20 protein-coding genes and 1 pseudogene are annotated in these 26,672 nt (G+C 55.7%); 20 read left to right on the top strand and 1 reads right to left on the bottom strand.

Going from position 1 to position 26,672, the window contains the following annotated elements; all coding sequences use genetic code 11:
* Positions 1-257: 257 nt before the first annotated feature.
* The 17 genes from PA598K_RS23215 to PA598K_RS23135 all read left to right on the top strand — a co-directional run bounded on the left by PA598K_RS23215 (position 258) and on the right by PA598K_RS23135 (position 23,989).
* Positions 258-3,287 (top strand): S-layer homology domain-containing protein, encoded by a 3,030-nt coding sequence (locus PA598K_RS23215; RefSeq protein ID WP_128659254.1) that lies wholly within the window; start codon positions 258-260, stop codon positions 3,285-3,287.
* A 119-nt stretch (positions 3,288-3,406) separates the two neighbouring features.
* Positions 3,407-5,920, top strand: coding sequence for a hypothetical protein (locus PA598K_RS23210; protein WP_128659253.1), 2,514 nt, complete (start codon positions 3,407-3,409; stop codon positions 5,918-5,920).
* The gene (locus tag PA598K_RS23205; protein WP_128659252.1) at positions 5,917-6,417 is read left to right on the top strand and encodes a hypothetical protein; all 501 of its coding nucleotides are present in this window, start codon (positions 5,917-5,919) and stop codon (positions 6,415-6,417) included. Before PA598K_RS23210 ends, PA598K_RS23205 begins: the two co-directional genes overlap by 4 nt.
* Before the next feature lie 108 nt (positions 6,418-6,525).
* Complete coding sequence (locus PA598K_RS23200; protein WP_128659251.1) at positions 6,526-6,828, top strand: alpha/beta-type small acid-soluble spore protein; 303 nt, start codon at positions 6,526-6,528, stop codon at positions 6,826-6,828.
* A gap of 128 nt (positions 6,829-6,956) precedes the next feature.
* On the top strand, positions 6,957-8,159 hold the full coding sequence (gene metK / locus PA598K_RS23195; protein ID WP_128659250.1) for a methionine adenosyltransferase: 1,203 nt from the start codon (positions 6,957-6,959) through the stop codon (positions 8,157-8,159).
* A 237-nt stretch (positions 8,160-8,396) separates the two neighbouring features.
* Positions 8,397-8,834, top strand: a complete 438-nt coding sequence (locus PA598K_RS23190; RefSeq protein WP_128659249.1) for a hypothetical protein — start codon at positions 8,397-8,399, stop codon at positions 8,832-8,834.
* Between the two features lie 181 nt (positions 8,835-9,015).
* Positions 9,016-13,392 carry an Ig-like domain-containing protein gene (locus PA598K_RS23185; protein WP_128659248.1) on the top strand — a complete coding sequence of 1,459 codons (4,377 nt, stop codon included), beginning with the start codon at positions 9,016-9,018 and terminating at the stop codon, positions 13,390-13,392.
* 37 nt (positions 13,393-13,429) lie between these two features.
* A complete protein-coding gene (locus tag PA598K_RS23180) occupies positions 13,430-13,621 on the top strand; it encodes a hypothetical protein (protein WP_128659247.1) in 192 nt (63 codons plus the stop codon).
* A gap of 261 nt (positions 13,622-13,882) precedes the next feature.
* The gene (locus tag PA598K_RS23175; protein ID WP_128659246.1) at positions 13,883-16,702 is read left to right on the top strand and encodes a stalk domain-containing protein; all 2,820 of its coding nucleotides are present in this window, start codon (positions 13,883-13,885) and stop codon (positions 16,700-16,702) included.
* 72 nt (positions 16,703-16,774) lie between these two features.
* Positions 16,775-17,935, top strand: coding sequence for a sensor histidine kinase (locus tag PA598K_RS23170; RefSeq protein ID WP_128659245.1), 1,161 nt, complete (start codon positions 16,775-16,777; stop codon positions 17,933-17,935).
* Between the two features lie 6 nt (positions 17,936-17,941).
* Positions 17,942-18,667 carry a response regulator transcription factor gene (locus PA598K_RS23165; RefSeq protein WP_128659244.1) on the top strand — a complete coding sequence of 242 codons (726 nt, stop codon included), beginning with the start codon at positions 17,942-17,944 and terminating at the stop codon, positions 18,665-18,667.
* Positions 18,668-18,922: 255 nt separating this feature from the next.
* Positions 18,923-19,462 (top strand): RNA polymerase sigma factor, encoded by a 540-nt coding sequence (locus PA598K_RS23160; RefSeq protein WP_128659243.1) that lies wholly within the window; start codon positions 18,923-18,925, stop codon positions 19,460-19,462.
* Positions 19,459-19,926: a hypothetical protein gene (locus PA598K_RS23155; protein ID WP_128659242.1), complete on the top strand. Its 468-nt coding sequence runs from the start codon at positions 19,459-19,461 to the stop codon at positions 19,924-19,926. The genes PA598K_RS23160 and PA598K_RS23155 overlap by 4 nt, the downstream gene beginning before the upstream one ends.
* A gap of 58 nt (positions 19,927-19,984) precedes the next feature.
* Complete coding sequence (locus tag PA598K_RS23150; protein WP_128659241.1) at positions 19,985-21,157, top strand: DUF3824 domain-containing protein; 1,173 nt, start codon at positions 19,985-19,987, stop codon at positions 21,155-21,157.
* Positions 21,158-21,439: 282 nt separating this feature from the next.
* Positions 21,440-22,225 (top strand): ABC transporter ATP-binding protein, encoded by a 786-nt coding sequence (locus tag PA598K_RS23145; protein ID WP_128659240.1) that lies wholly within the window; start codon positions 21,440-21,442, stop codon positions 22,223-22,225.
* 28 nt (positions 22,226-22,253) lie between these two features.
* A complete protein-coding gene (locus tag PA598K_RS23140) occupies positions 22,254-23,225 on the top strand; it encodes an ABC transporter substrate-binding protein (protein ID WP_128659239.1) in 972 nt (323 codons plus the stop codon).
* A complete protein-coding gene (locus PA598K_RS23135; RefSeq protein WP_128659238.1) occupies positions 23,222-23,989 on the top strand; it encodes an ABC transporter permease in 768 nt (255 codons plus the stop codon). The genes PA598K_RS23140 and PA598K_RS23135 overlap by 4 nt, the downstream gene beginning before the upstream one ends.
* A 62-nt stretch (positions 23,990-24,051) precedes the next feature.
* Here the strand turns inward: PA598K_RS23135 and PA598K_RS23130 are convergent, their stop codons facing one another.
* Positions 24,052-24,504, bottom strand: coding sequence for a winged helix-turn-helix transcriptional regulator (locus PA598K_RS23130; protein ID WP_128659237.1), 453 nt, complete (start codon positions 24,502-24,504; stop codon positions 24,052-24,054).
* Positions 24,505-24,595: 91 nt separating this feature from the next.
* On the opposite strand from PA598K_RS23130, the gene PA598K_RS23125 reads away from it, so the two are divergent.
* The 3 genes and pseudogenes from PA598K_RS23125 to PA598K_RS36440 form a co-directional block, all read left to right on the top strand.
* Positions 24,596-25,147, top strand: coding sequence for a DUF4242 domain-containing protein (locus tag PA598K_RS23125; RefSeq protein WP_128659236.1), 552 nt, complete (start codon positions 24,596-24,598; stop codon positions 25,145-25,147).
* Positions 25,144-26,241: an acyl-CoA dehydrogenase family protein gene (locus PA598K_RS23120; protein WP_128659235.1), complete on the top strand. Its 1,098-nt coding sequence runs from the start codon at positions 25,144-25,146 to the stop codon at positions 26,239-26,241. The genes PA598K_RS23125 and PA598K_RS23120 overlap by 4 nt, the downstream gene beginning before the upstream one ends.
* A gap of 86 nt (positions 26,242-26,327) precedes the next feature.
* Positions 26,328-26,672, top strand: a pseudogene (locus PA598K_RS36440) (hypothetical protein); the annotation flags it as partial.

Raw genomic sequence — 26,672 nt, 5'->3', positions numbered from 1 at the left:
AATCGCAACTTTTCCGAATCGCCTGCGTTTATATACATGGAGTCGCACAGAGCGGCCCCGACGCAGCGTTTCTGAAAATGTGCTTTACGGTAGAGAGTGCCCATTGTATAATGTTGTAGTGGCATGTGAATCTACCATAATTTTCTACGCTAGTTTACAAGTTTCTGCGACATGATCTTACATAATGCTTAGGAGCATGCCACGCAGACTTTCTTTATTATATCGCGCTCAACTCTGGGAAGGGGGTGAATCGGCCGATGAGGGAAACGAGCCATCACATTGCAAGACAAGACTCTCAACAACCGAAACATTTTAGAGGAGATGAACAAAAGGTTATGAAGAAAAGTTTATCGCTGCTTTTGGCCATCGCTATGGTGTTCTCCATGTTCGCTGCCATGGCGTCTGCTGCTGACAACGAGTTAACAACTCAGCAGAAGTTCGACGTTCTGATGGAAGCAGGCATCTTTGAAGGCTACCCGCCAAACAATGATCCTGGCCTTGATCGTGAAATGACTCGTGCGGAATTCGCAAAAATTCTCGCACTGCTGACTGACGCTCCATCCAATGCTTCCGCTGCTACTTACACTGATGTACCTGCAACTCACTGGGCTGCAGAATACATCGGAGCTGTATCCGCTGCAGGCCTGATGAACGGCGTTGGCCAAAACAAGTTCGATCCAAACGCTAAAGTATCTGTCGAGATGGTTGCCATCACGGTAGTACGTGCACTGGGTCTGGACGAAACAACTGGCACTCTGACTGGTACTTACAGCCCTTGGGCTGAAGGTTTCATCATTGCAGCTCAACAAGCTGGTATGCCAATCGTTGGTCCTAACTACAAAGCGAACGCTCTTCGTACCGTTCTGGTAGACAATGCCTACACTCTGTGGGTACTGGGTTCGGTAGAAGTTTCGAAAGTTGAAGTTGTTGATGCCAACAACATCAAAGTAACTTTCAAAAACGGCGATGCTGAAGAAGTAGTTGACGTTGCGCTGGAAACTGCTCTGGTTCCTAACCAAGCTACTAACGTAACTGTAAAATACCAAGGTGTTGACTTCGTTGTTTCCGTAAACCTGGAGCAAGCTGCTTTCGAAGCTAACGCTACTGGCGCTAAGCTGGTTGAAGTTAAATTCAACAAAGCAGTTGACGACACTAAAGCTAAGTTCACAATTAAAAAAGGTTCTGCTGACGTTGCTGTAGCAAAAACAACTTTTGCTGCTGACAAAAAATCGGCTGTTATCGAACTGAGCTCGAAGCTGACTGCTGGCGATTACGTTGTATCCGCTACTGGCGTTGAGACAGAAGCTTTGACTGATTCGTTCACAGCTGAGAACGAAAGAATCGAAACACTGGCTTTCAACAGCGATAAGCTGGCTCTGGCTAACCAAGAAGGTACTCGCGTAAGTGTAACTTTCAAAATTACTAACCAATATGGCGAAGACATCACTTCCGCATTTGGTGGCCAAGTTAACTTCAGCACTTCCAAAGGTAGCATCAACAACTCCAACGGAAGAGTGACGCTGACTGCCCCAGGTACTAGCACTTATGTTATCAATGAGCCTGTACTGGTAAGTGGTATTCATCAATCGACTGGTAAGACACTTTCCGCTACATTGACAGTTGGTCCTCAAGCAATTGTTGACACTATCACTGTTAAGGAACTGTACCATCCAGAAGGCAAAACAATTTCTGCAGGCGCAAACTTTGGTGAGTTTGTTCTGCTAATCGATGCTGTTGACCAATATGGCAACAAAGTCGGTGCAGCTGAAGTCAACAGAGATGTATTCATCAATGTGACTAATCCTCAAATTTTCCAAATTGCAACTACAGCGATTGATAACCAAGGTAAAGACAGAAATAGCGTAGGAGTTCGCTTGGCAGCTCCTATTGGAAACACTGCCTTCGAAGGTACTAACACAGTAAGATTCATGACAAAGCTTACTGCAAAAACTACTAACTTTGAAGTAGTGGTTAACAAAGGTACTGCACTGCAATCTGTTAGCTTGGAGCAACCAGCTAACACTGTAGCTGCTGGTGATGAAACGACTCGTATTCCATTCACTGCTGTTGATGGTCTGGGTAACCCAATCACTAAATTTGCTGACCTGAGAGACAAAGTAACACTTTCGGCTAGCAACGACACAGGCACTGAGAAAAAAGCAGTTCTGAAAGAAGATCTGGCTACTAAAAATGCTTATATTGAATGGCAAGTCCCAGCTGTACAAGGTAGCTACTCCATTACTGCTGTTACTACAGGTACATTCCAGCCTAGCAGCCTTATTATCACTGTAGCTGCCCCAGCAACTCCTACTACTGTAGACGGCACTAAAGACATTACATTGAACACAGTTGCTACTGCTGCAACAACCGATTTTGTCTTCTCGCCTTCTAAAGTTGTTGTAAAAGACCAATATGGTCGTGATTTCAAATTGAATGACGATAAATTCTTCGACGAAGGCTTCCGTCTTGAGTTTGTTACAAATGCTAACCCTGAAGTTGCAATTGGCACAATTGATTCTGAAGGGGATACAGTAACTGTACAAGTTGCTGGCGAAAACACTGTAGACTTCAAAATCAAACTCGTTTCTGGAACTGGTGCTAACCTGGTGGTTCACAACTCGAAGGATGTATCTGTAAGCACAGTTGCTAACAGCAACCTGAGAAACTACCAAGTTAAAGATACTGGTAAGCTGTACAATGCTACAACTCATGCTAAAGATGTTAAAGTTGTTGCTACTGACATCAATGGTAGAGAAGTTGAAATTCCTAGCAGCCAGTACACAGTAAATACACCTGATCAATTGGTATTTGCTAATGGCAAGATCTCTGTAGCTCCTAACGCAGTTACATTTGCTCCAGGTGAAACTGAGAAAACTTACAACTTCACTGTAGTATTCAACGTCAACAATGTTTCTTCGATCACTAAGTCGGTTGTTGTAACAAATGTTGCTCCACAAATCCAAAAAGTTGTCTTCAAGGATAACCTGGGTAACGGTGGTTTGAAAGGTGAAGGAAACGTAGTAACTGGTCCTGCTGCTAACGTGACAGTTGCCAAGATTATGGATGCTTTCCGTTTTGTTGACCAATACGGACATGAGTATGATCCAGCAACCATTGCTGCTGCTACAACTGTATCTGTAACAAAAGTTACTGGTGCTGAAGTTGGAACTACTAACCCAGGTCCAGCAACACAAGTTACTCTTACTAATGTTCAGGCTAACGCTCAAATTGAAGTTAGTTTTGTATACAACAACTTCACAATTAACCTGACTGTAAAAGCTAACTAATCTCCACCCCAAAGAAGCCCGGCCTAGCCGGGCTTCTTTTTATTTGCGTGCAAACTGAAACTTTTCGTAGAGTTACTCGTCTAACTATACAGAAGCCTATGCAGGGGGGAATTTAGGGAATGAAGAAGGTAATGAAGGTGGCTTGCACGACCGTGCTGGCTGTCAGTTTGCTTGCAGCGCCTATCGTTCAATTGGGCGGGGTGTCTGTCGTGTACGCGCAAGACCAGCAGAAGCTGAAGGCTTTTCCAGGCGTGAAGCTGAAAACGTTTATGATCTCATCGAATAGCTACATACAACTGAAGGACGTCTATTTTCAATACAAAAACGGCGAGAAAATCGTGCACTTCACAGCGGCTGTTCATAACGGCGACAAGCGGGAGATAGATTTCCTCGATTATTGGGTTGATCTCTACGGAATCAATGTCAAATATAAGCTAACGGCCAATCCGACCAACAAGAAAAATGGCAAAGTCGCTTCACAATCGACGGAAGAGTTTAAATTCTATGCGTCGGTTAACCCTAAGCTGAATTATGCCGATCTCCGTTTCCGAGTCATCAAATGGGATCTGAACGCCAGCAACTATGAGCGGGCGATTGGCTCTGTTAATGTACCGGCCAATTATGCGAATACTGTGCCTGAGCATTATAGCTATGTTTTACGTCAAGGCACCGAGAAACTGCAGTCCTATGTTAGACCTAGCACAACCTTTAAGCTGGGGGATCAGACCCAGTTCCAAGTGACGTATCGACTTGAGAATATCGGTCTGATGAGCAAGGAGCTGGCGCAATATCAATTTTATCTAAGAACCAAGCTGGGGTATATGGTGAAGCTAACGCCTGATTACGCTGCCGATGCCAAGCTGGAGCCGGGAGACGGCAAGGATCTGGTCCTTGCGGGAAGTGTCCGTTCCAATGTTGACCTTGCCGGAGCCCAACTGTATGTCATCCAACAAGAGGGCGAAGAGAAGTTTGAGCGTCCGCTTGCGATGTACAAAATTCCTTGGAGCAAAACCACTTCATTCGTCACGCCTTCTGATAAATCCAAAGTGCTGACGATTGATGGAGAACGGGTAGAGCAATCGATCTCTGAAATCTATGCCGAGACTGGGGACCAGCAGGACAAGCTCGTCATGACAGTAAAATGGGTCAATAAAGGGACCAAATCGGTCACGCTGCCGAAATATAAGCTTGAGCTGCAAAGCGCCAAAGGGGAGCGTTATCCCGTGGCATTGCCAGCCGAGGATCTGGTGTTAGCACCTAACTTGACGCAAGAAGTAACGCTGCAAGCGAATGTACCTGCAAAGGTTGAGGGCGGTTGGACCTTACTCGTCCATCAACCGGCAGAGGAAAATAAATCGGCAGGTTATGTACTGGCTGCTCTCAAGCTGCCAGGCATCCAGACGGATACTAGCAGTCTGACTCGAAAAACGTATCGCGATGCTAGAGGAACTTATGTGTATGGAGTCGATGCGATCGAGCGGTTGCCGTGGGGTGATCAGGATATCGTCAACATCTATGTCTCAGTCGAAAATAAAGGAACGAAAGACCAGGTCCTGCCTCAAATCCAGCCGTCGGTCAAGTGGAATGGCGCTGAGCTGAGTAAAGAGGCCATCTCGTTTATGAGACTGGATAGTAAAATGACGCTTCCTCTGGAAGACAGAGCTAGCTACGTCATTTCGACGAAAATCCCGTACACGTCCACTATGGAAAAGCTCGATATTACACTTAGCGAACCGATTAAAGAGGATCAGGTGAAAACCTTGACGCAATTTACGGTCAACTCTGCACCTAAAACGCCTAGATATAATATCGACAAGCCATACACCGTGACTTCATTTAGTCGAAATGCAAGCCTCAAATTCCATTCGACGTATGAGTTTGAAGGACGCACATCCAAATTGTTTTATGTGGAATTCAGTTATAAAAACAATGAAAGCCGGTTCGCTCAATTGCCGACGCTGCAAGGCTTCTTTCGGACGAAGAGCGGACAAGTGGTCGAAGCGCAGATTACGCCAGTCAAGGATCAGATTAGTCCAACAGGCGAAGCGCTCGTCATAGCATCGGCGAAGGTGCCTAAATCCTTTGATCGAAAGGAATTGGAGTTCATCGTTGGCGAGGCTGTCACAGCCGGCAAGCCAACCACGGGTGAGGATAAGCCGGATGGCTGGATGCAAGGCGCTTTCTACGAACTGCCTGATAACACCTACTCGGTTAAAAATGACTTCCTTGACCTTGAGCTTAACCCATATGTTTTCTCGTTGACGAAGACAAATGCAGGCATTACAGGTAACTCTGCATTGAAGCTGGATCTGACGTATAACCTGAGCGATTCTGAAGCGTACGAGAGCAGCCCAGTTTCGCGCGAGTTGTTGTTCGAAGTGGTTGAAGGAACCAACCATTATGAACAAAAGGTTGCGCTGCAAGGCGAAGAAGCGTTGAAAAAGGGCGAGAATCAGACACATTCCTTAACCTTTACCGGACAAAATATTAGCCGAGTCATTACGAACGGCTACACGATTAATATTTACGAGCAATACGAGGGTCACCGGAGACTGTTGGCGTCCAAGAAGTTCAACCAATTCACTGTAGCTCCAGCCCCAGCTCCTGAAAGTGGAGGAGGCGTCGAACAATGAACAAAACCTCCCTCGTCAAAATAGGAGCGGCGGTGACGATCCTGGGGACGGGTATCGTACTCGGCTCGGTGTGGTCGACACAGGCCGAGGGCAATGCCCTGAAGCCCGGCTCGACGCAGGACCCGGTCGTGACGAAGAGCTATGTCGATGAGCAGATCGCTGCAGCGTTGGGGCAAGGGGGCGGCACGACGCCGCCTCCGACGGCTCCAGGTACCGTGAGCCCTCAGGTAGAGGTCGTGACGGTGAAGATCGGCCAGACGTTGATTGCTGAACAGGGTGCCCAGTTTGTCGTACGTGCAGGAATGGCACTGGCGTATAGCCAGGATGTCGACGGTATCTCGGACGTCACAGACGGCAAGGACATCAAGAATGGTCAAGCGGTGCCCAAAAACCATCTGCTGCTGTTCCCGAGAGATGGTCGGGGGATTTCCCCTGATCCTACGGTCAATAAAAATCAGCTCGTAGTGCTTGTATCCGGCGGGTATACATTAAAATAAGGGCATGTCTGTACTAACTAAATTTCCCCGAGTTAACAAGATGTTATACGCTTGGCCGGGGTTTCGCCTCCACATACTATATGCATCAAACCGATGGAGGTGCAGTTCATGTCCAAGCGCAGCAACAAAATTGTCGTTCCGGCGAGCAAGCAAGCATTGTACCAGATGAAGTATGAGGTCGCTGCAGAGTTAGGTTTACAGGTCGGTAGCGGCTACCGCTCCCAACCGTCAGGAGAAGGACTGGATACCGAGTTTGCTGGCGAGCTTGGGTCAGTGACAGGCGGTCAAGGCGCGTATCACGCCAAGGAATCCTGGTCGCATCTGGCCACTCGCGAGGCTGGCGCGGTAGGCGGCGGAATTACGCGTAGGCTGATTGCCCAAGCTGAGCAAGTGTTAAGGGACTCACATTGACAGATAGCGACATATCCGGTATCATACTGTCCTAGAAGTGTTGGTTCACAACCTTTTCCGCCCATGGAAAAGGTTCGTTTTTTGAATATGGACTTACGTCATATGAAGCTTTTAGGAGGTTGATACGGATGTCGATTAAAGGACGTCATTTATTTACATCAGAATCGGTTACAGAAGGGCACCCAGACAAGATCTGCGACCAGATCTCGGATGCGGTGCTGGATGCATTTCTTGAGGTAGATCCTTATGCGCGTGTTGCATGCGAAGTCTCGGTAGCCACTGGCCTAGTGCTGGTCATTGGCGAGATCAGCAGCCGTGCGGACTATGTGGATATTCCAGCGATCGTGCGCCGTACGGTCAAGGATATTGGCTACACGCGTGCGAAATACGGCTTTGACTACAACACTTGTGCGGTACTGACGTCGCTTAATGAGCAATCGGCCGATATTGCTCAAGGCGTAAATGCTGCGATCGAAACCCGTGAAGGTAAAAACATTCGCGAGGAGAACGAGGACATCGGCGCAGGCGACCAGGGCCTGATGTTTGGCTTCGCAACGAATGAGACACCAGAGCTGATGCCGCTGCCGATCGCGCTGTCGCACCGGATCTCGCGTCGTCTGTCCGAGGTTCGCAAGAACGGTACGTTGGACTATCTGCGTCCCGACGGCAAGACTCAAGTCACCATCGAGTATCAGGATGGCAAGCCAGTCCGCGTCGACGCGATCGTCGTATCGACCCAACATGCCGAAGAAGTATCGCTGGAGCAGATCCAGAGCGACATCCGCGAGCATGTCATCGCCCCTGTCGTGCCTCAAGAATGGCTCGATGCGGATACGAAGTACTACATCAACCCGACTGGCCGCTTCGTCATCGGCGGACCGCAAGGCGATGCTGGTTTGACTGGCCGTAAAATTATCGTCGACACCTACGGCGGCTATGCTCGCCATGGCGGCGGCGCATTCTCCGGCAAGGATCCGACAAAGGTTGACCGTTCCGCGGCTTACGCGGCTCGCTACGTGGCCAAGAACCTCGTTGCAGCCGGACTCGCTGACAAGTGCGAGATTCAACTGGCTTATGCGATTGGCGTAGCTAACCCGGTCTCGATTAATGTCGACACGTATGGCACAGGCAAGGTAGACGAGGAGAAGCTGGTGGAAGTGATTCGCAATAACTTCGATCTGCGTCCTGCCGGCATCATCCGCATGCTGGACCTGCGTCGTCCGATTTATAGCCAGACTGCCGCTTACGGTCACTTCGGCCGTACCGATATCGATCTGCCTTGGGAGCGCGTGGACAAAGCAGATAAGCTGAAAGCTGACGCTTTGGCTTAAGTCCTTCTCATAGAAATACTCAAGCCGTCCGGCATTGCCGGGCGGTTTTTATAGTGTGCCCCTCATTAGCATCTGATTTGCTTATAATTCGACTTTTTTCGACGGAATGCCTCGTAAATCTATCAGATGGTGTAATATTTTGATAGCTTGGTCCCATGCCCATATGTGGTGTGATATGGTAATATTGGTTGTAGATAGCTGGCCAGCATCTAATACCATTTGTTGGAGGGACAATTGATGAAGTTCAAAAAACTATTCATTGTCGCTGTTGCTATGATCTGCATGATGGCATTCGGTCAATCCGCTTTCGGAGCACATGGTATCTATGATAGCAAGGAGACAGCCGGGATGCTGTTCCCGTTGCCGTTTGATGACAGGCAGCTTTATATCTCGGACTCAAGCGATGCTGATTGGTATGTCTATACGAATAATACCTCAACGCCGAAGTCCCTGTACGCTAGTGTAACGGCGCCCAATGCTTCGTACAGTTTAGAAGGAAGCTTCAAGTACGTTAGTGGCTTTGAATCCGGTCTGTTTAGGGCAAACGGTTTAACCTTCCTTTCCTTTAACAATATTCGTCTTTTGCCTGGAGAGTCCTTTTACTTAAAGATCAGCGCCTCAGATCCAACAATGGATTTGTATAATTTGACAGTAATTGCTAATGAAACAATCTAACTCTAAGAAAAGCTCTGCACACCGCAGAGCTTTTCTTAATTTTGACCTGAATTTTCCCCATCCGCTCCTTTACCCCCGCGCCATTTTGTCGCATCCCTAAACTTCCAGTCGGTATTGACCGAAGATATATGTACGACTGACAATTTTGGGGAGTGAAGCTGAAGTGTTGCGGACTTGCAAAATGATATCCATCCTCCTGGCAGCCTTGATGATCGTCCAGGTCATCGTCCCCGGCTTGCCTGAATATGCTCCGATTGTGCATGCGGGGCCCAACGGCCCGTTATTATTCGCGACCTATCCGACGGACAATGCAACGAATGTGTCGCCGAATGCGGCGCTGCAGCTGCAATTTGACGAAGCGGTCGTTAAAGGGACGGGCTCGGCAGCCGTCACGCTGCGACGCGTCTCGGACAATGCCGTCGTCGAAACGTTCGTGGTGGCGACCAGCTCGGCGGTGACGATCGGCTCGGACAGCCGCCAGGTGCGGATCACGCCAGCCTCCAGCAGCCTTCAGCTGAATACAGAATATTATGTGCTGATCGATCCCGGCGCATTCCGCAATGCGAACGGTCAAAACTATGCCGGTATCTGGGATGCGACGACGTGGAATTTTACCGTTACGCGCGCTGACCAGACGGCCCCTACGCTCATCGGTCGGACTCCTGAACCGGGCGGCACCCTGGCGATGGGCGGCGAGCTTCAGCTGCAGTTCGATGAGACGGTCTATGCCTCGAGCGGCAATGTGACGGTGCAGCAGCTCAATACGAACGGCGCGGTCATCGATACTCAACTGATCGGAGTAACAACGACCAATGTACGCGGCGGCGGCACGAGTACGATCACGATTACGCCAACGACGCCGCTGGCTCCCAGCAGCAGCTACAGAGTCTCGGTGAGCGCTGGCGCGTTCAGGGATGCCATTGGCAATAGCTACAGCGGCCTGAACGGCTGGACGTTCCAGACCTCGGGGCCGCCGATGGCGATGCCGGCCTTGTTCCCGCCCGACGATGCGGGCGGCATAGGAGCGCAGATTACGCTGCGGATGACATTTGACATCCCGGTCGCCAAGGGCAGAGGCATGATCGTGATCAAGCGCGTATCCAACAACAGCACGCTCTTAGAGTACAATGTTGCGAATAGTCCGTATGTCACGATCGATGCCAACGACGCTCGTATCGTCCGCATCAGCAGCACGGCGCTGACGAGCAACCAGGCCTATTATGTGCTTGTAGACCAGGGAACGTTCGTGAGCCAGAGCAACCCGTCTGTCGCCTTCCAGGGCATCACAGACGCAACGCAGTGGAACTTCTCGACCTTCCCTAGCACGGATGCGATCCCGCCTACGGTCACGAAGCTATCACCCTCCGTAGCGCACAATAGCGGCACGCAGACGAGTCTGAATGCCAAGCTGGAAATGACGTTCAGCGAGCCAGTCTATCCAGGCTCCGGTCAGATCGTCATTCGCAACCAGCAAAATAATGCGATCTTCGCCTCGATCCCTGTTACGTCGAATCTCGTAACCGGAGGCGGGACGGACAAGATTACGATCTCGCCGAGTACCCAATTCGTCAATAACTCGTCGTATTATGTCCAGATCGGCAATCAGGCGTTCCGCGATGCGGCGGGCAACAGCTATGCCGGGATACCCGATACGGACAGGACGACGTGGCGCTTCACGGTGACGCAGGATACGTCGCAGCCGCAGCTCGTGGCGCTCACGCCGGACAACGGCGCGACCGAGGTGCCGCGCACCGGCAAGCTGATCGCCACCTTCAACAAGCCGATCGAGCTCGGCAATGGCAGCATCCGCATCCGCGCAGCGGGCAGCGGCACCGCTCCGGCCGTGCAGCCGGTCGCATCGATCGACCCGGACGATAATCGTCGCCTCATCCTGACGGTGTTGCCGAGCGATCCGATGATTGCGAACACAGCCTATTATGTCGAGATGCAGCAAGGCGCGGTTCGGGATATCCCGGGCAATGACTTCGGCGGCATCCTCAATGAATACCGCTGGACGTTCCGCACGGTTACCTCTGACACGGCCGCGCCAACGCTGAGCAAGTCGGAGATGACCGGCGGCACCCGGATCATCCTGACCTACAACAAGGAGCTCGATCCGACCTCGGTGCCGGCTCCGGCGAACTTCTACGTCACTGTGAGCGGCTCGGCCCGGGCGGTGACGGCTGTAGCGGTGCAGGGGACGACGGTGACGCTGACGCTGCAGAGCGGCGTCGTGTTCGGCCAGGAGGTGAAGGTGTCCTACTCGAGAGGCACTTCGCCGATCCGCGATCTGTCGGGCAACTCGGCGGCCGCACTGAACGGCACAGTCATCAGCAATACCCAGCAGACGACCTTGCCGCGTCCGGTGAGCGGGACGGTGAGCGGCTCGCTCGTCACGATCACGTTCAGCGACAGTCTGGCCTCGCTTTCGAGCTTGGGCGTCAGCCAGTTCAGCGTCTACTCTGGCAGCAGCTACCGCAGCATCTCTACCGTGTCGACGAGCGGCACGCAGCTGTTCATCACGCTCAGCTCGCCGATCACCGATGGTCAGGCAGTCGCGGTCAATTATAGCATCGGCTCCTATCCGCTGCGGGACATCTCGGGCAATGCGGTGCAGGCGTTCAACAGCTTCGGCGTCCGCAACGTCCTGGACACGACCCCGCCAGCTCTGCAGAGCATCAGTGCAGCAGGCACCCGCGTCATCCTGAGCTATAATGAGGCGCTTAATCCCGGCTCGGTGCCGACAGCTGCCAACTACAGCGTACTCGTAGCAGGCGTCGGCCGCACGGTCACCGGCGTGGAGATCAGCGGCTCGCAGGTGTTGCTGACGCTCTCCTCCGCAGTAGCAAGCGGTCAGACCGTCGTCGTAAGCTATCTAGGCGGCTACCCGCAGCTGGCGGATCTGGCAGGCAACGCGGCTGCACCGTTCAGCAACCAGTCGGCGGGCTCGGTCAGCTCCGACAATACGCAGATTACAGGAGCGAGCGTGCAGGGCCAGACGCTGACGCTGGCGTTCCCGTACACGCTGCATACGGCCTATGTGCCTAGCTCGACCCAGTTCTATGTCCGCATATCCAATGTGGTTCACACCGTGACCGGCGTCTCGATCTCCGGCTCTACGGTCAATCTGACGCTGCACCGCAGCGTTGCGACTGGCGAGCCGGTGAGCGTATCCTACACGCCTACAGGGACCCAGTTGCAGAGCACAGGCGGGGTTATCATCGCAGCCTTTACAGACTATCCAGTGGGCAATCAGAGCTCCTGGACGGGCAGCGTCAGCCTGCCGTCGGACTTCGAGCCGTCTGACCGCGGCGGACTGAATATGAAATTAACGGTCGCTACGACGACCTCCGGGTTATCTCCAGCCGCCCGTGTCGCTCAGCGCTATACGATCTCGGGCGATCGGCTCTCGGCGGCCTATACAGCGGTCCGCAATGGCAGCAGCAGCACGCCGCGCGTCCAGTTCACCGTGCCGTCCAGCGAGCTGGCGGCGATCGTCGCGGTGCCGATGTCTCACCTGGAGGCGGCAGGCAAGTCGACTCCGGGCGCTATATTCGCTGTGTTGTACAAGGAGACGACGTACGAGATCCCGGTGGCGTCGCTGGACTTCCAGGAGATGCAGCAATTGGTCGGCGCCGCCGGCCATCTGCTGATCGTGATCGAGCCCAACTCGACGACCGAGTCGACGGCACTCATGTCCGCGATCAGTCGCTCGCGTGCGCAGGTGATGGTCAGTCCGATGAGCTTCCAGCTGTCCGCATCGGCTGGCGGCATCGACAAGCCCATCACCAGCTTTCTGGGGTATATCACCCGTACGGCAAAGACGTCAGTGCAGCTCGATCCGCTCAAGACAGCGGCGGTCTGGCTCGATCCGGAGACGAGCATGCTCTCCTATGTGCCGACGATGGTGACCAATACCGGCGGCTCCTCGACGATTGCTTACAAGCACAAGGGCAATAGCGCCTACGCGATTGTCAACGGCCTGCAGAGCTATAACGATCTGAACAATCATTGGGGTCGCAACGACATCCTGATGCTGGTCAACAAATTCGTCGCCGACGGGCGGACAACGACGACGTTTGATCCGAATGTTCCGGTGACGCGGGGCGAATTTGCAGCGTTCATCGCGCGCGGGCTCGGCCTCTCCGGCGACAAGTCGGCTGCGACTCGCTTCAGCGACGTCAATGGGGCAACAGTCATGGCGGCCTACATCGGAGCGGTCTCCAAGGCGGGGATCGTCGAGGGCAATCCGGACGGGACGTTCAAGCCGGACCAGTCGATCACGAGGCAGGAGATGGCCGCGATGATGATCCGCGCGGCAGGCGTCGCCGATGTGCGCATCACGATCCCGCAGACGAGCGTCGCTTATCTGTCCCGGTTCAAGGATGCGGGCACGATCGCGCCGTGGGCGCGCGAGGATATGGCACGGGCCGTAGAGGCGGGGATCATCAACGGCATGACGGCCGATACGATCAGTCCGCGCTCCGACGCGACCCGCGCTCAGGCAGTCGTCATGATCAAGCGGCTGCTCGGCTATATCAGCTTTATGAATGTATAGTATAGGCTTCTAGCATGGATGCGAGGAGGACGAGGCGATGAATCGCAAGGGGGAGCAACCGTTGGGGCACGGAGAGCCGCAAGGTTGGCTGATGCATGACCGTCAGGAGAAGGAACGAATGGCGGTGACGATGCTGAAGCAGCGAATGAACAATATCGTCGTCGCTACGCTGACCGGATTGTCGGCAGACGAGGTGTCGCGCTTGAAGGCGGATCTAGGTTCGGCCTAGATGAACATGGGGTCTGAGAGAAGGTATAGCGAAGTTATGGACTGATGCTAATTGCGGCGTCAGTCTTTTTTTTCGACAGTTAACTGCGATCGGGACGATATTTTAGGAGTGAACGACCAGACTTGATTCCGTTGGCCTAAAACGACAGGCGCATGACGAAAGTTGCGGTTGCGAGATTAGGATATTCTCATGAAGCGTAACTTTTTTCGACTTCTAACAGTCTATAAGTAGTAGATTTATAGATGGGAGAGTTGCCACATAATGCGTAAACGGGAAGTTGACAGACGGAGTGGGCCGCGTGGGCAGGCAGAGCGCATCGGAGGACAGGACTTCGAGCGGGACTTGGCGCATGCTACCAGGAGCACGGCAAGGACCGGCGAACGGCGCTTGACCCGGCGCGTGCTGATCCTGGCGCTTGGCGGCACGCTGCTGCTGCAGCCATGGGCTGCCACCGGACCTGGCTGGGTGGAAGCGCTGACGGGAGGGACTCAGGTCGTATCAGCGGCTGAGGCCACCTCGGGGCTCAAGCAGACGGCGGAGACGATGATCACGGCTGGCGCGAAGCGGATCGATTACATATGGACCGGTACACGGTCCGGCAAGAAGGTACAGGCTAATGTGCATGTCATCGAGATCGATCTGACCAATCCGCATGTGTCGCTTAACGTCATGAGCGGCACAGGCACTAATCTGACGACTACGGCGTCGATCAGCAGCATGACGAAGGCGACCGGCGCGGTCGCCGGCGTCAACGCCGACTATTTCAACATGAGCGCCGAGGGCGTGCCGATGGGGGCGCAGATTACGAGCGGCACACTGATGTCCAGTCCGTCCGTGTTGAAGGGGATGTACGCCTTTGCCATCTCCAACGACCGGACGCCTGTCATCGACCGCTTCAGCTTCGAGGGCAACGTCGTCACTGCGGGCGGAGCCAGCTTCCCGCTGGCTGGCATCAACCAGACCTCGTATATGACCGAGCCCGCATCGGGCAGCGGCACGTACAGCCACGTCAACGCGATGTACATCTATACGAGCGCCTGGACGGCGGCCGAGCGGCCTAACACGAAGAATAGCTCGACGACGCCGACCGAGATTCTCGTGGAGAACGGCGTTGTCACGCAGGTCGCAGAGAATGGCACCTTGCCGATACAGCCGCCAGCGAACGGCTATATCCTGCGTACCCATGGCACGGCCGCCCAGTTCGCCAAGCAAAATCTGACCGTCGGCGCAACCGTCAGCGCCAGCTACAATCTGACCTCGCTGACGACGGGCGCCAAGAAGGACCCGGGGTCCTATCAGATGATGGTCGGCGGTCATACGATCCTGGTCGAAGACGGCAAGGCGTCGAGCTTCTCCCGCGATGTGAGCAGCATCAGCGGCAACAGCGCGCGCTCGCGTACGGCCGTCGGCTACTCCCGCGACAACAAAAAGGTCTACCTGGTCACAGCCGAGGACTACGGCAACAGCTCCGGCATGACGCTCAAAGAGCTGCAGGAGGCTATGGTCCGTCTCGGCGTCTGGAAGGGGCTGAACCTCGATGGCGGCGGCTCGACGACGATGACGGCTCGGCCGCTCGGCGAGTTCGAGATCGGGCTGGCCCATCCGACGGAGAATAGCGGCGGCACGACCGAGCGCCGCGTCATCAACGGCATCGGCGTCTACACCTCCGCTCCCAAGGGAGAGGTCAAGGGCATCAAGGCGAGCGGTCCGAGTGTCGTCTTCCTGGGACAGTCGGCGGGCTACTCGCTGAAGGCTTACGACACGTACTACAATCCGATCGAGCCGACCGGCATGACCGCGCAGTGGAGCGTGGACAGCGGCTTCGGCGCGGTCAACGGCAGTACCTTCACGCCGTCCCGCTCCGGCAAGACGACGCTCACCGCCAAGTCGGGATCGGCTAAGGATGAGCTGACTGTAGAGGTCATCGGCGCTTCCCAGATCAGCGAGATGAGCGTGGCGGCTTCGTCGTCCAGGCTGCAGGCAGGCACCTTGATCAATGTCCCGGTCCGCATCAAGCTCACAGATGGCCGCGAGATGACCGTGCCGGCGGGCTCCGTCCGTTGGGAGCTGAAGGGCTTCACCGGCGAGGTGAAGGACGGCGTGCTGAACGTACAGTCGGTTAGCCCGGATGCGACCTCCGGCACTGCGATCGCGCGTTATGACGGCTACTCGGCGCTCGTCTACTTCAGCGCCGGCGACGCCAGCGCGTCGAAGAGCTGGGAGAGCTTCGAGGATGTCAAATATCCGATCACGTTCCAGTCGACGCCGAACGGCACGACAGGTTCGGTCAGCGTCGACAGCAGCCTCTCTGGCATGACTTCCAAGGGGTTGGTCATCAGCTACGACTTCACCGCAGGCACCGGCACCAAAGCCGCCTACGCGGCGCTGAATGGCGAAGGCCGCGCGGTCGAAGGCACGCCACTGGCGATCTCGGCCGATATCTACGGCGATGGCAGCGGCAACTGGGTGCGGGCGGAGGTGACGGATGCGTCAGGCAAGCTGCATTATGTCGACCTCGCCAGACCGCTGGACTGGACGGGCTGGCGCACGGTCAAAGCCGATCTCGGCGCGCTGGGTATGACGTATCCGGTGAAGGTCAAACGCATCTACGTCGCCAATCCCGAGCAGGGCCAGAGCGAGCGGACGGCGGTCGGTCAGGTGGCGATCGACAATATCGCCTTTGACTACCCGGCCGCGGCGGTATTGCCGCCCGCGCCGCAGATCGCCCTGACGCTGGGCAGCACGCAGGCGACGGTAGGCGGTACGGCGACCAAGCTCGATGTTGCGCCGGTCGCGCTGAACGGAGTCACGTACTTGCCGCTGAAGTTCGTCTCGGATGCGATCAAGGGGGAGGTCGCCTGGGACAATACGACCAAGCGGGCAACCTTCCTGCGCGGCGACAAGCTGCTCGATCTGTGGCTCGATCAGAAGTCGTATGTCATCAACGGCAAGCGCGCGAGCGCAGAGGCGGCGCCGATCGTTCGCGGCGGCAGGACGCTGGTCCCGGTTCGCCTGGTCTCGGAGCAACTCGGTCTGCAGGTCCAATATGATGCAGCCCAGAAGAGAGTTACCATCCAATAATTTAGGTCTGGACAGATCGGATGTGGTATGATGGTAGAAGCAACCTTCCAAAGAGAAAGCGAGCCGAGGCGCTTGAATTATCGAATTAACGACATCGACCGCGTAATTAAAAACGCTATCCATGTAATGGAAGACAGCAAATATCAGATCTTCGAAATATGCGAGTCTGCCCGTCAAGAGCTGCTGCTGATGACGCAGGAGCTGGAGACGGTATTCAAGGAAACAGCTGAGACGATCGACAAGGTCGATCGTCTCGAGCTGGACTATCGTCGTTCCCGGGTCCGGCTGACTGAGGTCAGCCGGGATTTCGTGAGGTACAAAGAGGCGGACATCAAGGCCGCCTATGAGAAGGCGACGCAGATCCAGCTCGATCTGATGGTGTATCGGGAGAAGGAAGCGTACCTGAAGGCGCGCCGGGACGATCTGCAAAAGCGGGTCAAAAATGTCGAGCAATCGATCGAGCGGGCGGAGACGATCAGTTCGCAAGTTAATGTAGTGCTGGAGTACCTCTCGGGCGATCTGAATCAAGTGACCCGAATTTTGGAGTCGGCCAAAAATCGCCAGGCCATCGGGCTCAAAATTATTCTGGCGCAAGAGGAAGAACGTAAGCGAATTTCCAGGGAAATCCACGACGGGCCGGCTCAATCGATGGCTCATCTAGTGCTTAGGACGGAAATTGCCGAAAGAATGCTTCAAAAGAAGGAATTTGAATTAGTGCAGGACGAATTAGTAGATTTGAAGAGCCAGGTGCGATTAGGACTGGAGGAGATCCGTAAAATCATCTTCAATCTGCGCCCAATGGCTTTGGATGACTTGGGCTTAGTACCTACCTTGCGCAAATATGTGCAGGATTTTGAAGAAAAAGCGAGAATAAGGACGACTTTTGAAACCGTAGGACGAGAGATACGATTGCCATCGGCGATGGAAGCTGCGATCTATCGATTGGTTCAAGAAGCCTACACCAATGCCCTCAAGCACGCTAGCCCCTCCATCGTATCGCTCAGCATTACCTATCAGGCGCACATCGTCAAGATTATCATTCAGGACAATGGCGTCGGATTCCTAGTCGAACAGACGGAGGCCAAGGCGAAGGACAATTCCAGCTTCGGACTCATCGGTATGCGAGAGAGAGTCGAGCTGCTCGAGGGGAGGATGGAAATCGAGTCAGCAATTAACGAGGGAACGAAGATTACGATTCACATTCCCATAAATGCGGAGCCTAGAAAGGAGTAATTGACGATGGACGTGAAATCACCGGCGAACCGGACGATCAAAGTACTTATAGCGGATGACCACCAACTGTTTCGTGAAGGGTTGAAGCGCATCCTCAACATGGAAGACGACCTGGAAGTGATCGGAGAGTGCGGAAACGGGATTCAGGTCCTTGAGTTTTGCAACCGGCAAAAGCCGGAGGTTGTCCTGATGGACATTAATATGCCGATCGAGAACGGGGTGGTCGCCACAGAGCGGCTGCGCGATATTTTCCCCGATGTGAAGGTCATCATCCTCTCGATCCACGATGACGAGAGCTATGTGTTCGAGACGCTGCGCAAGGGCGCGACGGGCTATCTGCTCAAGGATATGGAGGCGGAGGCGCTGGTCAATGCGATCCGTTCGGTCGTAAGCGGCCATGCCTATATCCATCCCAAAGTGACCGGCAAGCTGATCAATCAGCTGCGCCGGATGACCTATCTCGACGAGATCGGCGCCTCCGCAGGCGCGGCAGCCTCGGAGGAGACGGGCGTCAAGTTCGTCGCAGGCGAGAACAACCCGCTCACGCGGCGCGAGGCGGAGGTACTGCGTCTGATGGCCGAGGGCAAAAGCAACAAAAACATCGGCGAGTTCCTCTATATTAGCGAAAAAACGGTTAAAAACCATGTCAGCAGCATCCTCCAGAAGATGGAGGTCGACGACCGCACGCAAGCGGTCATCAACTCGATCAAAAACGGCTGGGTGACGCTGTAGCATCTGCGGACGACCCTTCAGGTGGCCGCCCGGGACGATTAACGAAAGATCCTTTCGTTACGGCGCACGCCCTAGCCCCTTCAAAACTTGTAACAACAAGCTTCGGCACGCACGACTTGCCGGGGCTTTTTTCGTATGCGGCGGCAGCAACAAATTTTTTTGCTTTGGGGTGCAGGGGCAAGCCGGTCGGCGAGCGTCTAATAGAGTAGAGCGAGAGGAGGGGAGAAGATCAGCGACGAGGAATGGGTACGGCGCATGCTGGAGGGCGATCAGGCCGCCTTCGAACGGTTAGTGGATACATACCGCGCCGAGCTGTACGCAGCCGTCTATGCCGTCCTGCGAGATGCCAAGGATGCGGAGGACGCGCTGCAGGAGGCATTCGTGGCGATCTATCTCGGTCTCCCCGGCTATCGCGGACAAGGGCTAAAGACGTGGATGTCGCGGATCGCCGTCAACAAGGCCATCGATCAGAGGCGTAAAAAGCAGCGGCGAGAGCGGCGCTCCTCACTGACGGAGGAGCCTGAGCGCGAGCTGTCTGCGCCAGACTATGAAGAGGCGGACGGCCGCGTGGCGGAGCGTCTGCTGGCGGCAGAGCGGCAAGGCCAGCTCGGTCGTCTCGTCGGCTCGATGCCGGCCGCCTACAGGCGGGTCATCGAAGCCTTTTACTGGCAGGACAAGAGTCAGGCGGAGATCGCCAAGGGCGAGCAAGTGGCGCCCAAGACGATCGAGTCGCGGTTATATCGGGCGCGTCGATGGATCCGGGAGCGATGGAAGCGGGGGGAGGAGCAGGAATGAGTCATCGGAGTGAAGCATACTGGAGACGTTATGCCGAGACGGACAAGCTGTCTCGGGAGGAACGCGATGCAGCGGAAGCGCATCTGTACGAGTGCGACGCCTGTCTGGCGCTGTATATGCAGGCTGTCGAACAGTTGGAAGTGCATGCAGTAGTCGGCAATGAAGCGGAGACTCAGCTGAAGGCAGGGCTGCGATCGCATCCGGCCGTGCAAAAAACGACGGCGCGGCGACGCGGCTGGACATCGCGGCGGCGAACGTTGGTCCATTATACGATTGCAGCTGCGCTGACTTTATTCCTGCTCTCCAGCGGCGTCTGGCAGCACTATCTGGACCAGACGGCGCAGCCGGGGCGGACGTCGGCGGCGGCCGCCGACGGCGGGACGATCAGCGAGCAGATGATGGCGCGGACGACGGAGCTGTTGCAGACGTGGAAATCGGCAGCAGGGCTGACGGAGCGCCGTTAATGAACAAAGCGCGGGGCTGCAGAGCGCGAGCTGCCGCAGAGAAGGAGTGTGAAGGATTGTGCAATTTAGCGGGATGACGCTGCTGGGCATGTCTGTGGTCCCTGGACTGGGGCATTATATGATTCAGCGGCGCGGACGAGCCTTTTTGTATCCGTTGCTTTTCTTTGGCTTTATTTTCCTGGGGATTGTGATAGGCCTGGCGACAGGCCGCGAGGATCCGGTGATCGCTTTTGGATTTTTTGCTGCTTGTATATGGGGGATCAATATGCTCGACATGATGATTCACCTGCTGGTGCGACCGACCCCGAGAGCAGCCTTTCCGCCTCCGCCAGAGGGCAGCTATGCGGGAGGTCAAGCACCTTATGGTCCTGCCGGCGATTACGGGATGCAGCCTTATCCGCAGGGGCGGACGTATATCCCGGCCTCCGACCCGGAGCGGCGCAATATAGTGGAGCGCTTTTATACGATCTTGCTGTCCACGGTGCCGGGGTTGGCGCATTTCCAGCTTGGGCTGATGCAGCGCGGCCTGACGTTGCTGCTTGGATTTTTTGGAATCGCGGCGATCATCCTGTTCATCAGTGCGGAAGCGAGTCGGTACTTCGTGATCTTCCTGGTGTTGCTGCCGATCATCTGGATGTATGGGCTTTTCGACGCGATGCGCCAGCTGGAGCGCAAGCAGCTCGGCGAGCCGCTGCAGGATCGCTCGATACTGGAGGACTGGGAAAGCGAGAGAGCGGGAGGACGGCGGAGTCGTCTGCTGGCGACGCTACTCTCCGTAATGCCGGGGGCCGGGCATATGTACCTGGGCGCGCAGCGGCGCGGCGTTCAGCTGATGGGAGCCTTTTTGCTGGCCTTCTATTTGCTCGATGCGCTGCAGGTGCCTCTGTTTATGTTTGTTGTGCCGATCATTTGGTGTTATTCGTTTTTTGACGCCTTGCAGCTCGGGGCCAGATATGAGCGGATGGAGGGGCTGATCGAGGATGTGCCGCTGATCCCCGGTCTGACGGCTGGCCGGCGCTGGCTGGGCGCAGGGATGATCTTGCTCGCAGGGTATATCGTGTTCCGGCAGTTCCTGTATACGTGGATCGTCGAGATCTTCGGCAGCCAGGCGATCTGGGTGCGGGAGCTGCCGCGTTATGTGCAGCTCGGCTTGATCGCGTTGCTGCTGCTGGCCGGCGGGGTGAAGCTGCTGCTGGACAAAGGAACGGATCGGCGGATGCCGGGAATGTAGTCCTGTGCGCTAGCCGCTGAAGCAGGGACGGAATACAGGACGGCGTGAAGCACACCCCGTACCGATGCAGAGATGCGTCGGCGGGGGTGCTTTTTTTGTTTGCGCGAAGTAGGTTGCAAAATTAAACATAGTATAATAAAATAACCTTAAACATATTAACCGCATAGGAATTAAAGGTTAATGAATGAACGGCTGACAAGACGACTTGAAGCTAAGCGACATAAGGGGGGATCAGGGAGACAAGCAACAATCTATAGCAGGACAGACAGAGGGGCGATAGCTGTGAGCAGGATGCCAATTGTGGAAGTGAAGGATTTGAACAAGAGCTTTGCCTTCAAGGGGCGCAGGACGCAGGTGCTGAGCGATATCTCTCTGCGCGTAGAGAAGGGAGAAATGATCTCGCTGCTTGGGCCAAGCGGCTGTGGCAAGAGCACCCTGCTTAATATGATCGGAGGGTTCGACAGGCCGGATAGCGGCATAGTGCGGGTCGCTGGCCGGGAGGTGCTCCGGCCGGAGCGAGACTGCCAGATGCTGTTCCAGGACTACGGGCTGCTGCCATGGCGTTCGGTCGCAGCCAATATCGAGCTAGGTATGCTGTCGGCCCGGTTGACGCGGAGGGAGCGACATGAGCGAACTGCGCACTATCTGGATCTGGTAGGGCTAAGCGAACAGGCGGACTGGTTTCCCCATCAGTTATCGGGAGGGATGAAGCAGCGAGTGGCGCTCGCAAGGGCGCTAGCGGTGCAACCGGCGTTGCTGTTGATGGATGAGCCGTTTGCAGCGCTGGATACGTTTAACCGGTACTATCTGCAGGATGAGCTGCTGCGTATCCAGCAGCAGGAGCGGACAACGGTCATTCTGGTGACGCATGACATCGACGAAGCCGTCTATCTCTCCGATGTTGTGCTGATCATGGATGCCCGGCCAGGGACGATTCGCAGGGAGACGCGATTGCAGCTCATGAAGCCGCGTGACCGCGGCGATGGAGATTTCCAGCATTATCGCAAGCAGATTATGGAGATGTTCCAGTTCACCAGAGCGATGCAGACAGAGGAGTTCAGCATTTAAGAGATACAGGATGAGGGAGGATGAATGCATGCAGGCTAGCAGGTCAAGACAACTCGTTGCAGGGCTGACAGTCGTATCGCTGCTGCTTCTTGCGGCTTGCGGAGATACTGCGCCAACGCCCGCCGGAGGCGATCAGAAGAAGACGGTCCGCATCGGCTATCTGCCGATTACGCATGCGGCGCCGCTCTATCTGGAGCAAGGGCTGGATAAGGAAGACTATGAGATCGAGCTGGTCAAGTTCGGCTCCTGGCCGGATCTGATGGATGCGCTGAATACGGGTCATATCGACGGGGCATCGGTGCTGGTCCAGTTGGCGATGCGTGCCAAGGAGCAGGGGATCGATCTGAAGACCGTGGCGCTTGGACACAAGGATGGCAATGTTGTCGTCTCTTCGCAAGCTATAACGTCTGTAGCCGATTTGCGGGGCCAGAGCTTCGCAATTCCAAGTCGATTCTCCAGCCATAATATTTTGCTCTATGAGATGCTCAAACGCGAAGGACTAGCGTACACCGATGTTGATGTAGTGGAGCTGCCGCCGCCGGAGATGCCGGTTGCACTGGCCGAGGGCCGGATTGCCGGTTACGTGGTTGCCGAGCCGTTCGGCGCCGCATCGGTCGTCGCAGGTCACGGCAAGGTGATGTTCCAGTCCGACGAGCTATGGCCGGAGTCGATCTGCTGCGTGCTGGTGCTTCGTTCGGACTGGATACGAGAGCACCAGCAATTGACCGGCAGCGTGGTGGAGAAGTATGTGGAAGCCGGACAGCTTGCAGAGCGCAAGGATGCGCACGCCAAGGAATCGTTGGGGACATACCTCAATGCGAAGGAGGAGGTGCTTGATCTGTCGCTGGAGTGGATCCATTATGACGATTTGAAGCTGGACGAAGCCTCCTACCGCACGTTAAGCGATTATTTGGTGGAGATGGGCCTCTCGGACAATCCGCCTGCTTTTGACGAGTTTGTGGACAACAGCTTTATCGAGAATGTATTGGAGAGCCGATGACTGGGAAGGTCAGACTTGCCTATGGCGTAGCTGGCGTGGCTCTGTTGCTGGCATTGTGGCAACTGCTGGTGCTGTTGCGCGGGGCCGGAGAGGCGCTCTTCCCTTCGCCGCTGGGCGTCGCCCGCGGGATCGCAGAGCTGGTGGACAACGGTATTCTGTGGAAGCATCTCAAGGTTAGTCTGGGGAGATTTATCGTGGGCTACCTGTCCGCCTGCGTCATTGCGGTTGCGCTCGGACTGGCGCTTGGACGGGTTCAACCGCTCTGGGCGCTCCTCGATCCTGTCATCCAACTGCTTCGTCCGGTCTCGCCGATCGCTTGGGCGCCCTTTATCGTCTTGTGGTTCGGCATCGGGGATGCGCCTGCGATCGTGATTATCTTCATCGCTGCTTTTTTCCCGGTGCTGCTATCCACGGTGGCCGGCGTACGCAGCGTGTCGCCGATCTATCTGAAGGTCGCGCAAAATATGGAGCTTAGCCGCGCCCAGTTGACGCGGCGCATCATCCTGCCAGCCGCGTTTCCGACGATTGCCGGCGGTCTTCATCTGGCCATCGGCACGTCCTGGATATTCCTCGTCTCCGGCGAGATGGTGGGCGCGCAATCCGGCCTGGGATTCCTTATTATCGACAGCCGCAATACGCTGCGCATGGATCTGGTAATGGCGGGCATCGTCTTGATCGGAAGCTGCGGTCTGCTGCTGGATCGGGCGGTTCGCTGGTTCGAATATTGGGTGGAGACGCATTGGGGATCCGGGGAGCGCCGATAAAGCGGCTCGGGCACGGCGGCAGGCGGCGAGCCTCCGCCTGGGCAGGGGAGGCTGACGCCAGATTAGCGAGGGGAGGTCTGGCCGTCTGTTGGCGCCAGCTCGGTGACGGCAACATCCTCGACCTGACGCTGGCAATGCTCGCAGTGATACGCGATCGTTACTTCATGTCCGCAGGAGCGGTGAACCAGCTTCTTGTAGCACTTTTGGAGGTTGCGGCGTCCCCACAGGACGAGGGCGTGGAAGACATCCTCCAGATCCCGACCGCTATCGGTCAGTTGGTAATGGTAACGGGGAGGATGCTCCGAGTAGAGGACCGAGGCCAGCAGGCCTTGCGCTTCAAGATATTTGAGTCGTTCGGAGAGCAATTTGGAGGATAGCCCAGGGAGCGCCTTCTTGATTTCGTTGAAGGTGGTGCGGCCGACAAGCACCTCGTGGATGATCAGCAGGGTCCAGCGGTCCCCAATAATATTAAGCGATTGAGCGATATTGCACGGTAGATCGTATCTGGCTTTCATCTGGCGGCCTCCCGGGTTATGACGCATGTTTTTAAGGTTTATTTCTGTTATCTAGTTACTATTTTACATCAACTGAAAAGGGGAGATCAATATGGCGCTTTATTTGGCTGAATCGGAGCTTGAAGGTGGCAGGGAGGATAGAGGGCAGCTGGAGCAGCGATTGGAGGTGATTGCCGGGGAGGCCAAGTCTCGTGACCTGCGAGTAGTGGAGGTTCAGATTGCTGCGGACCATAGTAAAGCCTACCTTATCTTCGAAGCGCAAACGAAGACGGAAGTAGAGGCGGCGCTGCTAGCGGCCTCGACGCCGGCAACGCTGGTCAAGGAGGTGCGTCTGCTCGGCCAGGCGGCTGAAGAGGCGGTGGAGACCAACTATCTGGTCGAATGGAATCTACCGACGGATCTGACCATGGAGCAGTATCTGGAGCGCAAGCGTCAAAACTCCGTCCACTACGCCGAGGTGCCGGAGGTATCCTTCTCGCGAACCTATGTATGTGAAGACATGAGCAAATGCCTGTGCTTCTACCAGGCGCCCGATGAAGCGGCGGTCAAGCGGGCAAGAGAGGCTGTCAGCGCGCCAATCGATGCCATCACCCCGATCGCCTCGCACAGCCGTGTCAGAGCGGGGGACGGCGAGGGACTATGACCGGGGCATCGACAGAGCAGCGGCTGGATCAAATCATACGCGAGGAGCTGCAGCCTTATGTTCGGCAGATCGATGCTCAGGGGCACTATCCGTTAGGTTACCTGGAAGCGCTGGGTGCGGCGGGATTGTTCGGGGCGGCAGGCCACGAGTCCGGACAGACGCACCGGGAGCGCGTCCGGCTGATCGAGAAGACGGCGCAGACTTGTCTGACGTCTGCGTTTAACCTCTGGTGCCATCTTGCGGCCATCGCGTATGTTGGGCTTGGCGACAACGAGCGACTGCGACGCGAGGTGCTGCCCGGCCTGCTCGATGGACGTCTGCGCGGCGGCACCGGCCTGTCCAATCCGATGAAGTATTACGCCGGATTGGATCGTCTGTATTTGAGCGCAGAACCGCTAGGCGCAACGGGATATCGCCTGCAAGGGACGTTGCCGATGGTTTCCAATCTGGGGGATAACCACTGGTTTGCGGTTATTGCCGGGACAACGGAGGGGCAGCGGATCGCGTTTTTCCTGCCGTGTACAGCGCAGCGTCTAGGCCGCAAGGAGCGGGCTGGCTACCTGGGGTTGAACGGCAGCGCCACCTATAGCTGCGTCTTCGATGATGTCGAGGCGGGGGAAGACTGGGTGCTGGCAAGGGACGCCGACAGCTGGATCGAGCGGGTGCGGGCGGTGTTTATCCTGTATCAGATGCCGTTGGGGTTGGGACTGATCGAGGCAAGTATCGGCGCCATGCGCAAGAGCGCCTCCCGCCAGGGCGGCTGCAGCCGTTACCTTGCGGTCCAGCCAGAGAGCATCGAGGCCTCGCTGGCGCAGCTGAGACGGCGCACCTACGAGCTGTCGGTAGCGTCGGCTTTGTCCGTCTCCTGGGAAGAGGCGCTGCAGCTGAGGCTGGATACCGTGCATACGGCGCTGTTGGCCGCGCAGTCAGCTATGCTCTATGAGGGCAGCGCCGGTTATTTGCAGTATAGCGGGAGTGCCCGCCGATTAAGAGAGGCTTATTTTTTGGCTAATCTTACACCGTCCGTCCGGCATCTGGAGATGCTGACCCGGCGATTGACCGGGGAGGACAGGGGACTGACGGCGTCCAGCTAGTCGGTCCGTATGTCGTCGGACGATTCACCGCTGCGCCCATCTATGCATATAGTGTCTCAGGTGTCTCACAAAGGGAGGCGGCTCTGATGACAGCCATATTCATAGGGGTGATCTCCTGTTACCTTCTGGCTATGCTTGCAGTGTATATATTGGGACGCGCCGGACGCAGGCGCGAGATTGCGATAGCACATTATATCCTGATCGGCGGCGATGAGGCTCAAGGACTGGAGTGGCATATCCGGCGCATCCGCTGGCGCGCATTCTGGTCGGGCATCCCAGCCCGCATGACCGTCGTCGGAGAGGGAGAGGCGAGCTGCAGCAGTCTGATCGCCAGCAAGCTGCTCGGCCCGGAGGATCGCATCGTCCGCGTCGGCGCATCCGGCCAGTGGCGGGTGCTGCGCTGCGAGGGCGGCCGTCTCGCTGGAGAGGCG

Source organism: Paenibacillus sp. 598K (genome assembly GCF_003851045.1).
GTDB lineage: Bacteria > Bacillota > Bacilli > Paenibacillales > Paenibacillaceae > Paenibacillus_D.
This window is presented reverse-complemented; position numbering and strand designations above follow the sequence as displayed.